This is a genomic window from Hymenobacter lucidus, assembly GCF_020447265.1.
Classification (GTDB): domain Bacteria; phylum Bacteroidota; class Bacteroidia; order Cytophagales; family Hymenobacteraceae; genus Hymenobacter; species Hymenobacter lucidus.
On record NZ_JAJADR010000009.1, the window covers coordinates 16,901 to 29,080 of the forward strand.

Annotated in this window: 8 protein-coding genes and 3 tRNA genes; 7 read left to right on the forward strand and 4 right to left on the reverse strand. The window is 58.5% G+C overall.

Annotated elements, in window-relative coordinates:
• Window positions 1–103: 103 nt before the first annotated feature.
• The 4 genes from LGH74_RS21565 to LGH74_RS21580 form a co-directional block, all read right to left on the reverse strand.
• Window positions 104–1,213 (reverse strand): T9SS type A sorting domain-containing protein, encoded by a 1,110-nt coding sequence (locus LGH74_RS21565; RefSeq protein WP_226179646.1) that lies wholly within the window; start codon window positions 1,211–1,213, stop codon window positions 104–106.
• Window positions 1,214–2,130: 917 nt separating this feature from the next.
• A tRNA-Arg gene (locus LGH74_RS21570) sits at window positions 2,131–2,204 on the reverse strand.
• 114 nt (window positions 2,205–2,318) lie between these two features.
• Window positions 2,319–2,392 (reverse strand) — tRNA-Pro (locus tag LGH74_RS21575).
• Between the two features lie 87 nt (window positions 2,393–2,479).
• Window positions 2,480–2,567 (reverse strand) — tRNA-Ser (locus LGH74_RS21580).
• 259 nt (window positions 2,568–2,826) lie between these two features.
• Here LGH74_RS21580 and LGH74_RS21585 point away from each other — a divergent pair.
• The 7 genes from LGH74_RS21585 to LGH74_RS21615 all read left to right on the forward strand — a co-directional run bounded on the left by LGH74_RS21585 (window position 2,827) and on the right by LGH74_RS21615 (window position 12,137).
• Entirely contained in the window at window positions 2,827–3,738 is a 912-nt protein-coding gene (locus LGH74_RS21585) for a VWA domain-containing protein (RefSeq protein ID WP_226179647.1), read from the forward strand.
• 20 nt (window positions 3,739–3,758) lie between these two features.
• Window positions 3,759–4,712 carry a tetratricopeptide repeat protein gene (locus tag LGH74_RS21590; RefSeq protein WP_226179649.1) on the forward strand — a complete coding sequence of 318 codons (954 nt, stop codon included), beginning with the start codon at window positions 3,759–3,761 and terminating at the stop codon, window positions 4,710–4,712.
• A 197-nt stretch (window positions 4,713–4,909) separates the two neighbouring features.
• Window positions 4,910–6,091: an acetyl-CoA C-acyltransferase gene (locus LGH74_RS21595; RefSeq protein ID WP_226179651.1), complete on the forward strand. Its 1,182-nt coding sequence runs from the start codon at window positions 4,910–4,912 to the stop codon at window positions 6,089–6,091.
• Between the two features lie 174 nt (window positions 6,092–6,265).
• Complete coding sequence (locus tag LGH74_RS21600) at window positions 6,266–7,693, forward strand: toxin-antitoxin system YwqK family antitoxin (protein WP_226179653.1); 1,428 nt, start codon at window positions 6,266–6,268, stop codon at window positions 7,691–7,693.
• A gap of 578 nt (window positions 7,694–8,271) precedes the next feature.
• On the forward strand, window positions 8,272–8,667 hold the full coding sequence (locus tag LGH74_RS21605) for a carboxypeptidase regulatory-like domain-containing protein (RefSeq protein ID WP_226179655.1): 396 nt from the start codon (window positions 8,272–8,274) through the stop codon (window positions 8,665–8,667).
• Between the two features lie 121 nt (window positions 8,668–8,788).
• The gene (locus tag LGH74_RS21610) at window positions 8,789–9,166 is read left to right on the forward strand and encodes a hypothetical protein (RefSeq protein ID WP_226179657.1); all 378 of its coding nucleotides are present in this window, start codon (window positions 8,789–8,791) and stop codon (window positions 9,164–9,166) included.
• 511 nt (window positions 9,167–9,677) lie between these two features.
• Window positions 9,678–12,137, forward strand: a complete 2,460-nt coding sequence (locus LGH74_RS21615) for a TonB-dependent receptor (RefSeq protein ID WP_226179659.1) — start codon at window positions 9,678–9,680, stop codon at window positions 12,135–12,137.
• Window positions 12,138–12,180: the final 43 nt, after the last annotated feature.

Sequence of the window (12,180 nt, forward strand, 5' to 3'; positions counted from 1 at the left end):
CCCCAACTTACAGCAGCATGAGAGCCTTATAGATTGTGGTGGCGATAAACAAAAAAGCCCCTTTCCAGAGCTCTGGAAAGGGGCTTTTTCAGGCAGGAAAAATCTATTGGATTACCAGCTTCTGCTGAGCAACACCGTTGTCGGTACGCAGTTCCAGCGTGTACACACCGGCTTTCTCCTTGCTCATATCAACGGTAGCCGTCTGTGAAGCAATGGTAGTAGCATTCAGCTGCTGGTTCAGTACCTGCCGGCCCAGCGCATCAATTACCCGCACGTTGGTGCCAGCCTTGATGCCCGAGTTTAGCTTCAGCGAGAACACGCCCGTGGCACTTGGGTTTGGATACACCGACAAAGCCTTCTGTAGTTCGGGGTTGCGGTTGTTCAAGACCAGGATGTTTGGAGAGGCCTTGTAAACACCACCCGCACCGTCCGCGTCCGTCAACGAACCGGTATAGCCAACCGTGCGGCTTACGAAATCAACAGTAGTGTGATAATTGCCCCGGTCGATATCGATCCAAGTGGCACCGTTGTCGATGGTGTAGGAAGAGCCGATATCGGCAAAGGAGCTAGCCGTAGGCACCGAGGAACCAACACTCACGATGATATTGGTGCCGGGCACGTTGGTCATATCATAGTGGCAGAAGTTACCGGTGTAGGTACGGGTCTGCCAGGTAGCGCCACCGTCGGTGGTAGCAATCAGATCGGTACCACGGAAGGCCAGACCGTTGTTGGCATCCGACATAGCCACTTTGCTGATAAAGCCCTGTAGAGGCGTAATTGCCGAAGCCGTCCAGGTCAGGCCACGGTCCGTGGACTTCAGGATGCGGGCAGGCAGTGGGTTAGAGGCCGAACCACCCAGCAGGTGGGTTGTACCCGCCCAGATAGTATTGCCGATAGCGCAATAAGATCCTACCAGGCCATATTCGTCAGCATCCAAGGGAGTAGGCAGGTTAGCAGCCGGTACCCGCGTCCAGCTTGTGCCACCATTGCTGGTCGTGTAAATCTCGAACGAACCATTGCGAGGGTCGCCTAGGCTCACACCGTTGTTGGCATCGAAGAAGTATACCCAGTTGGCAAACCCAACCGGCGCAACGAACTGGCTGGCAGTGGTCGTTTTGGTCCAAACGTTGCCACCATCAGTTGTTCTGAGAATTTCTCCGCCACCGCTCGTGCCAATACCAAATTGGGCTACGTGGGCGGTAGTAGCACTCAAAGCATGAATGCCAGCAGCCTGGAAGCCAGGCGTACCATTGACTGAGCCGGCAGTCCAAGTGGCACCACCATCCGCAGTTTTAGAGAAATTATTTGTGGTAGCAAGGTTCACATCTTCTTGGTAAAGCTGCCAAGCCACCTGGTCGCTTACTACATGCATCTGGGTGGAGATGTAGTCTGGGGGAGTCTGTGGGTTAACCGTGTTTTGTAGCACCCATTGTGCCTGCGCCGAAAGGCCCAATCCGCACAAGAAAGTTAGAGTGAGTAAGTTTTTTTTCATTGGAAAGAAAAGATTTATGGAAAGGAGTGTAACAATCTAGGTAAGCGCCAGCGGCTTACTTCTTACGAAGATCCCAAAGTCTTCGCTGCCCAAGATAGCGGTTTCACGAAAAAAAGTACAGCCACACGTTTGTTTTGGCAAAAACAGCAGCAAGCTAATCGTTGACAGCAAGGAAATAGTATAACTATTACATGAGATTTGCATAATACAAACTATATATAACTATTTAGAAGAAAGCAATTTATCATCGTGGTTCAAAATTGCCTTTACCGCCACTCCTAATCATAAAATAAAAGCACTGCTCAGCTCCCGTTACCGTTTCTCCAACGCTTAGCCAGCAGGCTGAATCACCGACTAGGCGTTGGAGAATCGGCATTTATTAGCGCACTTATTATACGGAGCGGCGTTACCGTATTTTGCTGCCTGCTCAAGCTTAGCCTTGGTCATGAGAGTCAACCCCCTCTTAAAATGACCAATCATCAACCCCCACCCGGGCAAAGCGTTGGGCTTAGCAGTAGAACTACCAAGGCCGAAAACTCATGTAGGAGCTCGGGTAATAGATAACCCGGTATAAAAATTGAATAGGCTAAACGAAAATGAGCCGTCCAACCCTAAGGTTGAGCGGCTCATTTTTAATGTACCCCGTAAGAGATTCGAACTCCTGACCTACTGCTTAGAAGGCAGCCGCTCTATCCAACTGAGCTAACGAGGCAAATAGCGTTAAAAAGTCCAGCGAAGGTACGTGAGAACTTTCTGCTTACAAAAAAAGGCCTTCTGAAGTGAATCAGAAGGCCTTTTGGCACCAGCAAGCCGGGCTAGAGCAACGTCGGGGTGGCAGGATTCGAACCTGCGGCCTCCTGCTCCCAAAGCAGGCGCGATACCGGGCTACGCTACACCCCGAAACATTCGGAGATGACCTTTACAGGACAACAACCCGATGAAGGGAAACTTCCAGATTCTGGTAAACCAAGGCCTGAAAAACCTGTGTGGAGAGAGGGGGATTCGAACCCCCGGTAACCTTTAGAGCTACGGCAGTTTAGCAAACTACTGGTTTCAGCCACTCACCCATCTCTCCTAGACGAGTCCCTTTTTGCTGTAAGGGTGTGCAAATATACGAGGAGAATGCAGAAACAAACCCTCTCGAAAAAAAATATCTTCATTTCAATTAGCTGCCTGGCATGGCCCACAGGCCTATCTTTGGAACTCACCACGGCGGCAGCCGGCCGTTTCTCCATGAATCCTAACCAGTTGAGTTTCGAACTAACGCTATGAACTGGGCTCATCCTTTTACCTGGGCCGAGCTGTTGGGGGTCATACTTTTTTTTATTTTGTACGTGGGCTACGTGCTGCGGACCCAACGATTGGCTGCCCCGCTGGCTCAACGGGGCTGGCGCACTGGTTGGAAACTGGGGCTGCGGCTGCTGTATTTCCCGCTGCTGATAGTAGCGCTGCTGGGCCCGGCCTACGGCGTTACTCAGCAGCCGGTGCGCACCGCTGGTAAGGATGTGTGGCTGTTGGTCGACCTATCCCGCTCGATGGATGCGCCCGACGTAGCACCTTCGCGGCTGCAAAAGGTAAAGGCCGAGCTCAGCACACTGATCAACCGGTTTCAGGCTGACCGGCTGGGCCTGATCGTATTTGCGGGCGACGCCTTTGTGCAGTGCCCGTTGACTTATGACCAAAGTGCTCTGCAGCTTTTTCTGAATACGCTCCAAACAAACCTGGTACCGGCGGCCGGTACCGATATTACGCCCGCCCTGGAACTGGCCCTGGCCCGCATTGGTGCTACGCCGCAGGCGGCGGGGAGCCTACCCCGAGTTACGGCCCTGGTGCTGGTCAGCGACGGGGAAGATTTTGGTAATAACTTGGAGCCAACCCTGCGCGTGCTCACTCGAACGGGCGTACGTCTATTTAGTATGGCAGTAGGAACGGTGGAGGGCGCTCGGCTGCCGCGGGCTACTGGCGGCGGCTACTTGCGTGACGCGCGGGGCCAGGAAGTAGTAAGCCGGCTGAATCCGGTGAGCCTGCGCCGGCTGGCTGAGCAAACCAATGGACAATACTTTGAGCTAACTGACCGCCGAAACGAGTTTCCGCTACTGGTAAACGCCCTCAACCGCATGGAGGGCCAGGCTGAACAAGTGCGGACCGTGGCCGTGGCCGACAACCGCTACCGCTACCCGCTGGCCCTGGCCCTGATCCTGCTGGTGCTCGATATTCTGCTTACTGTAAAAGTCATCCGGCCGTGAGAATTCTACTCTTCCTTGCATTGCTGACTTTGCCGGGCCTGAACAGCCTGACCCGTATCCGGGACCGGAATCAGGCGCTGGAGCAAGCCCAGGCGGCTTATAGCAGCGGAAATTTTGATCAGGCGGCTGAACTGTACCGGCGCGCCGTGGAAAAGCTCGGGGCAACGGATGAGTCCATCGTGCTCAACCTGGGCCATGCCTACGCCCGAGCCGGACAAGCGGCACAGGCCCGCGTATATTACGGCCGGCTGCTCAGTAGCCGGCAGCCCGCTATGCGCAGCGTAGCCCGGCAGCAGTTGGCAGTGCTGGCCGCCGGCAAAGGAGAATACGCCCAGGCAGTAGGGCTGCTGCGGCAGGCATTGCTGGCCAACCCCAGCAATACCGGGGCGCGGTATAACTACGAAGTGCTGCGCGACTACCTGGCCCGCAACCCTAACGAGCCCCGTATTCCGCCGGCTCCCGAACCGGCCGGCGCCAAAGGCGGCACGACCCAAAGCCCCAGCCGCCGGCCCCAGCCCCGGCCGGGGCAAAACCAGCCGGGCCAGCTCAACGACCCGACCCAGCCCGACGACCCGAGCAATGCCCCCCAGCAACGCCCCGACCAAACCGGGCAGCGCGACCCAAACCAGCCGGCTCCGGGAGCTGGTCAGCAGCCTGCCGAGAACTTTCAGCCCGGCACCGGCCCGCAGCAGCGCGTGGCCCAGGGCAGTCAGTCGGGAGATACGCGCGGGCTGGACACGGGCACCGGTGACGCGGAACGCAACAGCGCCGCCAGTCGCCGGGCCGGCACCGAGCAGGCTTCGCTGAACGAAACCCAGCTCCAGACTCAGCGGGAGCGGCTGCAGCAGATGAACCTGAGCCCGGGGCAGGCCCGGCAGCTGCTGGATGCGCTGCGCACGGCCGAGGAGCAGTACCTGCAGCAAATGCCACACCGGGGCGGACAGAAGCCCGATCCGAAAAAGCCGACCTGGTAGCGGCCCGAACTGTTTGACAAAGCGTGCGCCGGTTGACCTGGGCGAAGCGCTGCGGTGGTTTTGACTGGCGCAATACGCCAGAAACAAAAGCTGCTAGTGGAGCTTGTTCTCAACGCCGGCGCCAGCCTACTGGCTGCAAGCAGCGCAATTTGTACTTTTAGCCCGTCATTCACCCCAAACTCCCACCCTACCCTTTTATGCAAGTCAAAGAAGTTTATATCATTTCGGCCGTGCGTACGCCCATTGGCAGCTTTGGCGGCAGCCTGGCTTCTCTCTCCGCCACCGACCTGGGCGGTATTGCCCTGAAAGGCGCGCTGGAAAAAGCCGGCGTCGACCCCAAGGAAGTAGAGCAGGTTATCATGGGCAATGTCATTTCGGCCAACCTGGGCCAGGCGCCCGCCCGGCAGGCGGCCAAGAAGGCCGGCCTGCCCGACACGGTGGAATGCACGACCGTTAATAAAGTGTGTGCTTCGGGCACCAAGGCCATCATGTTTGCTTCCCAGGCCATTATGCTGGGCCAGGCCGACGTGATTCTGGCCGGGGGCATGGAAAGCATGTCGAACGTGCCGTACTACCTCGATAAAGCCCGCTTCGGGGCCAAGTACGGCCACAGCCAGATGATTGACGGCCTGATGAAGGACGGCCTCTGGGACCCGTACAACGACTACGCCATGGGCAATGCAGCCGAGCACACGGCCAAGGAAATGGGCTTTACCCGCGAGCAGCAGGATGAGTTTGCTATTGAGTCGTACACACGTAGCGCCAAAGCGGCTAAGGAAGGCAAGAAAAAAGACGAAATCGTGCCCGTGACCATCGAAAGCCGCGGCAAAACCACGGTTATCGAAGACGACGAGGAATACCTGAAAGTTGATTTCACGAAAGTAGCCGGCCTGCGCCCCGCCTTCACCAAGGATGGCACTGTAACGGCCGCCAATGCCTCGACGCTGAACGACGGCGCGGCCGCTATTCTGCTCATGAGCAAGGAAAAGGCCGAGGCGCTGGGTTTGAAGCCGATTGGCAAAATCCGGGGCTTCGCCGATGCCGAGCAGGCGCCCGAGTGGTTTACCACCTCCCCTTCCCTGGCCATTCCCAAGGCGCTGAAGCACGCCGGCGTGGCCGCCAGTGAGGTTGACTTCTACGAAATCAACGAGGCTTTCTCGGTGGTATCGTTGGCCAACAACAAACTGCTTAACCTCGAAGGCACCAAGGTAAACGTGTACGGCGGGGCCGTGAGCCTGGGCCACCCGCTGGGGGCCTCAGGTGCGCGCATCGTGACGACGCTGCTGAACGTGCTCAAGAATGAGGGCGGCAAAATCGGGGTTACCGGTATCTGCAACGGCGGTGGTGGCGCGTCCAGCATCGTGGTGGAGCGGATGTAATTCGCCTTACGCCGCACGACTAATTTTCCGGTTGTATTTTTGCAAAAAGCCGCTCTGTCTGGAGCGGCTTTTTCTTTGCTTTTTCGGGGAGGCAAACGAAAGCCGGCTGGCGCAACGTTTGCTGACGCGGGGCGGAATCGACTCACCGGCTCCGCTTTTCTTTTCTCATTGCTGATGACCGTGACTAACTTGTTTTCATTCCGGGGCTGGCTGCTGGCCGCGTGTGTAGTGTTGAGCGCCGAAGCCGCCCAGGCCCAAAAGCTGCGCCGCCTGGTGTCGTACTACGACTCGACTAACACCCAGAAGCGGGAAGTATACAGCGCCCTGGTAGCCGCCGATACCTTGCTGGAAGGCCCCTACAAGCGCTTCTACCGCTCGGGCAAGCTCGAAGCCCAGACCCGCTACGCCGGCGGCAAGCGCGACTCGGCCTACGTCGAGTTTCACCCCAGCGGTAAGCGGCGGCTGGAGGTTACCTACAGCCAAGGCACGCGCCAGGGGCCATTCAAGACGTACTATGAGTCGGGCAAGGTGGCTCAGGAAGGCACCTACGACAACGACCAGCCCACCGGCACGCTGCGCTACTACCACCCCAGCGGCGAGGTGAAGCTGGAAACCACGCTCAACAACGGGCAGCCGGCCGGCGTGGTGCGCGAGCTGTATGCCGATGGCAAGCCCAAGGCCGAAATCAGTTACGAAAACGGGCAGGCCAACGGACCGGTGAAAACTTACTACCCCAACGGCCAGCTCCAGAGCGAGGCCACCTTCAGCCGGGGCCTGCTGGCCGGGCCCTATAAAACCTACTACGACAACGGGCAGGTAGAAACCGAAGTGCTGGCCGACCGCACCGGCCGGGGCTCCTACCGCAGCTACTACCGCTCGGGCAAGCTCCGCACCGAGGGCACCTACGTGGCTTCCAATCTTAGCGGCCGGGCCGTGAAAAACCCCTTGGGCGATGACCTTACCAAGCAGGCCCGCCAGATGACCGGCGGCACGGCCAACCTGGAAGGTCCGGCCAAGGCCTACTACGAAAGCGGTGCCATCAAAAGCCGGATGACCTACCGCAACGGCGTGCTGAACGGGCCGCAGCAGGATTTCTACGAATCGGGCAAGCCGGAGCAGACCATTGAGTACTCCAACCAAGCCCGGGACCGGAAAATCACGCTCTACTACGAGGACGGCATGGCCAAAGGCGAGCAGCTTTACAGGAACGGGCAGCCCAGTGGTACCTGGCGCACGTTTTTCCCCGGCGGCAAGCAGGTCCAGACCCAGGAATCGTATGTGAACGGCAAGCTCGGCGGCGAAAAGCTGACGTATTACGACAACGGCGCGGTACAGAGCAAGCTGCTGTATGAAAACGGCCGGCCCACCGGCATCGGGCGGGAATTCTACAGTTCGGGCAAGCCCAAGTCGGAAACGACGTACGTGAAAGGCATAAAGGCCGGCCCCTACAAGCAACTGCGCGAAGACGGCACCACCGAAATCAGCGGGGCCTTCCGTAACAACCGCGAAACCGGCGTCTGGACCTATTTCGGCCCCGATGGCAAGGCCGTGACCAAAAAAGTAACGTTCCGCAACGGGCAGGAGGTGAAAGCCGGCAAATAAGCCCCGCTCCTGCCCGGTTTTATTCTTATTTGACCTTTCCCATCCCTGCTGCTTCGTACGTTACGAAGTAGCAGGGTTTCTTTTTTTAGGCATAATATTCTATAAATCAAATACTTATTTCTACACCGCGAATGTACCTGCAAAAATAATCCGGGCCTTAGGCAGCCCTTTGCCAGGAGCGCACATCTTATGGATGTGATGCAGGTAATAGTACCGCAGGGTTGCCACAAACTCCTATTTACCCTCCTGTTTCCCCTCTAAATGCAAGGTTTTTCACGCAGATGAAAATAAATTTAAAAACTACCTTGCATCACATAGTACCTTCAATTATCTTTGTCATGTTCTTCCACTCTGCCTAGCGGCGTCGCAGCTGAAAAGCTGGTTACCGGCCACCTGCCAACCGGAGTTGCCCCGCCCTACCGGGGCCCTGACCCACAGCACGTTGCATAGGCAACGACCTGCTGGGCTTGCACCTTCCTTCTCATTGTGTTAGCCGGCTTAATCCTCCGGAACAGAACCGCGGCTGTTTGGACGCGCATTGGCTGGCCTTTGTCCTCATTTTCCTTCTTTCTGCTGTCATGAAAACCTCCATCTTCTTCCGTGCTTTCGCCGCTTTTTTGTTCGTTGCCCTGCTGGTTTCCGGCACCAAAGGCTCTTCTAGCCCCGCTATCCAGTATGGTACCCTAACCGGCATTTTGCGGGATGCCGACACCCACGAGCCCATTCCCGGTACCAACGTAGTGTTACTCAACAGCCGGGGCGCGGCCTTACCCTGCACCGCCAAAACCCGCGCCGACGGCACTTTCCGCCTAGAAAAGGTACCCTTCGGGCAATATACCTTCCACGCCACGGTGCTCGGGTACCAGCCGGCCCAGCCCAAACTGGTTTTCAGCGCCAAACAGGCACACGTAGCTATGGGCACCCTGAGCCTGCAGCCCCTGAACACCCAACTGCTGGCCTTGGCTGCCGAGTAGTATCCGGCCTCCCTTTCTGGTTATTCCTTCGGCTTCTTCCCCCCTGATTTCCCTGTTTTCTTACCCGTGGCGCGTGCCGCGGCTTGCTTCTCTCGTTTTTCCACTCTTGCTTTTCTGAACTATGAAAACTTCCCTGATTTCCCGTCTGAGCCTGTTGGTTGCTGCTTTTGGTTTGTCTATCACTATGGCTAATGCCCAGGTATCGGTGTACACTGAAGATGCGAAGCAGCCCGGTGCCGGCTACTGGAGCATTGAAACCGACGCGGCCCACCGCAACTACAGCATTGTGCGCTTTTACTCGGCCAACCACGAGAAAATCTATGAGGAGCGCATCAATGAGCTGTGCCTGGACCCCAGCCGCGGCACGGCAGCCTGCCGCCGCACGGCCCGCATGCTCAGCAACGCCGTGGTGCAGATGCAGCGCGCCCGGACCAATTCGATTGTGACCAACGGACTAAGCCTGAACTACCGGGCTCAGCGCATCTACGCCTCCCGTTAAGCGGCTTGTTGCTGGCTGCTTCCTTGCCCCTCGCCAACCGTCTGCGAAGCTTGCCAATTGGCTGGCTTCGCAGACGGGCCCCCACCGGGAAGAGGCTTGCCTACTGCTTAAGGGCGAAGAAGATAGGTTGAGCATCTATTGTTACGTCAGTTACCTAATTGCTTTACAGCTGATTACGACCATAATTAACTGAAAGCAATATTTTTTTATCAAGGTACCTTGCGTCACATAGTACCTTCTACTATATTTGTATCAGTAATCAGAATTCCTTTCCGCTTCCCTACCCAACCGGGGCAGTCGAGCACCCACCGCGCCACCTGCGCTTTGCAGCACCTTCTGAGTAGGCCCCACCAAAACGTGGCGGCCCACGGGGTGGCCGGGGTCTGAACATCGTTCGGAAAGGCTTTTCCCCACTTGTCTGAATCCCCTGCGCAAGGGCACCCCAGCGGAACCGCGGCCGCCTGGAACGGCTCCCCTTTGCCCGGTTTTTTCACTCACTACCTCCTTCGTCATGAACTTCTCCTCTACTCTTAGCCGGGCACTGCGGTGCCTGGGGTTGCTCGTTACGCTCTTTCCGCTGGCCTCGCAGGCTCAGCAGGCTCCCGGTGCGGCGGGCTCTGTGGCCGGCACGCTGCTCGACAAAACCACCGGCCAGCCCCTGCCTTTTGCCAACGTAGTATTGCTGCGGGCCCAAGATTCTAGCTTTGTAAACGGCGCTCAAACCACCGAAACCGGCACTTTCGCGCTGGACAAAGTAGCCTTGGGCAACTATCTGCTGCGGGCCACGGTGCTGGGCTACAAGCCCCTACGCCAGCCGGTAGCGCTGACGGCTGCCACGCCCAACATGCAACTGGGCAAGTTGCCGCTGATTTCGACGGCCACGCAGCTGGCCGGCGTAACGGTGCAGGGTGAGCGGGCCGCTGTGGTCGACAACCTGGATAAGAAGGTGATAAATGTAGAAAAGGACCTGAGCAGCGTGGGCGGCACGGCCGTAAACGTGCTCCAGAACGTGCCGTCGGTATCGGTAGACCAGAACGGGACGGTAAGCATGCGCGGCAGCAGCAACATCACGGTGCTCATCGACGGCAAGCCTTCCGGAGCGGCCAACGGCGGCACCGGCACCCGCCTGGAGCAGATTCCGGCCAGCGCCATCGAGAAGGTAGAAGTAGTAACCAACCCCTCGGCCCGCTACGATGCGGCCGGCGCGGGCGGCGTCATCAACATCATACTCAAGAAGCAGCGCAAAGACGGCTGGAACGGCCAGGCGACGGCCAACCTTGGTACCGCCGATAAATACAACACCTCGTTGAGCCTGAACCGCCGCCGGGGCAAAGTGAACATGTTTGGCAGCTACAACGCCCGCGACGACCGGTACCGCAACCAGAACGCGGTGAGTCAGAGCGCGGTAGTAAACGGCCAGACGGTGGTAGTGGAGCAGGACGGCCGGGGCCAGCGCCACAACTCCTCCCACAACGGCCGCATCGGCCTCGACTACACCATCAGCCCCGAGCAAAGCCTGACCATCACGGCCGAGCCCGAAATGAATAAGGGCCTGAACTCCGCCAACCAGAGCGGCAAGCTGAACAACACGCCCCAGCAAAACGCGGTGCGCGTAACCGAAGACGTGAAAACCCTGGACGTATCGGCGGACTACCGCCGCACCTGGGCCGCCCACAAGGGCCGCGAGCTGACTGCCAACCTGGGCTATACCAACCTGTGGGCCAACGTGGTAGTAGGTCAGCAGCTGACGCTCGAAACCGGCCCCGAGCCCGAGTGGAAGCAGGACCTGGGCGTGCGCCTGAAGGCCGTATATGGCCAGACCGACTTTACTCTGCCCTTCGACTCGGTGAGCCGCCTGGATATGGGCCTAAAAGGCCAGTGGCAAACCAACAACGGCGACGACAACGTGCTGCTCCAGAACACGGACCGCCCTACCGAATACATCCGGGATGCTAACCGCTCGGTGGCCTACACCTTCCAGGAATACCTGCAGGCCGGCTACGCTACCTACCAACTGCAGCGCGGCCCCTGGAGCTACCAGGGCGGCGTGCGGGCCGAATACACCCGCACCCAAGGCAACGTAGCCGGCGGTCAGGGCGCTTTCAGCTTGAACTACCTGAACCTGTTTCCCTCGGCCACCATTGTGCGCACCCTGCCCGGCGACCAGCGCCTGCAGCTCAGCTACGCCCGCCGTCTGAACCGGCCCAACTTTATGCAGCTGCTGGCTTTCCCGCTCTACCAGGACCAGCGCAGCTACCGCCTCGGCGACCCCAGCCTGCGGCCCGAATATATCAACGCCTTCGAGCTGGGCCACCAGGTGAGCATGGGCAGCGCCAGCCTGAACACCACGCTGTTTTACCGCCAGACCAACAACGCCATTCAGCGCATCCGGGCCGTGGATGAAGAAGCCACTGCGCAAAATGCCGACGCCGGCGTCATCACGAAAGAGTATTATGAAAACTTTGGCCGGAACGAAAGCTACGGCGCCGAGCTGAGCCTGAACCAGCCCCTGGCCAAGTGGTGGCGCCTGGCGGCCAGCGGCTCGCTGTTTCACAATACCGTCACGTCGCTGATTGCCACCGAAGCCAGCCGCAGCAACTTCACCGGCACGGCCCGCCTGATGAACACCTTCACGCCCACTCCCAAGCTCGACGTGCAGGTGACGGGTACTTACCGCGCCGCCACCATTACGCCCCAGGGCCGCCTGCTGCCCCAGGGTGGCGTAGATGTGGCCCTGCGCCAGAAGCTGTTCTCGGACCGGGCCGCGCTAACCTTGCGGGTGAGCGACATTTTTAACACCCAGCGCCAGCGCATCGAGGCCTTCGGCGAAAACGGCTTCCAGGCCCGCTACCTCAACAAATACGAGACACGCGTGGGCTACGTGGGCTTCAGCTGGTACTTCGGCTCGAACAAGCCCCCGAAGAAAATCGAGTCGGGCCCACAGGGCGGCGGGGGCGGCTTCGGCGGCTAATCTGCCGGGCCCCGCCGCCAGCATACTCAAGAATCTAGCACCG

Excerpts from the sequence above, each read along its gene's own strand:
- LGH74_RS21600 (WP_226179653.1), top strand. The coding sequence starts at position 6,266 with ATGACCGTGACTAACTTGTTTTCATTCCGGGGCTGGCTGCTGGCCGCG.
- LGH74_RS21605 (WP_226179655.1), top strand. The coding sequence starts at position 8,272 with ATGAAAACCTCCATCTTCTTCCGTGCTTTCGCCGCTTTTTTGTTCGTT.
- LGH74_RS21595 (WP_226179651.1), top strand. The coding sequence starts at position 4,910 with ATGCAAGTCAAAGAAGTTTATATCATTTCGGCCGTGCGTACGCCCATT.
- LGH74_RS21615 (WP_226179659.1), top strand. The coding sequence starts at position 9,678 with ATGAACTTCTCCTCTACTCTTAGCCGGGCACTGCGGTGCCTGGGGTTG.
- LGH74_RS21610 (WP_226179657.1), top strand. The coding sequence starts at position 8,789 with ATGAAAACTTCCCTGATTTCCCGTCTGAGCCTGTTGGTTGCTGCTTTT.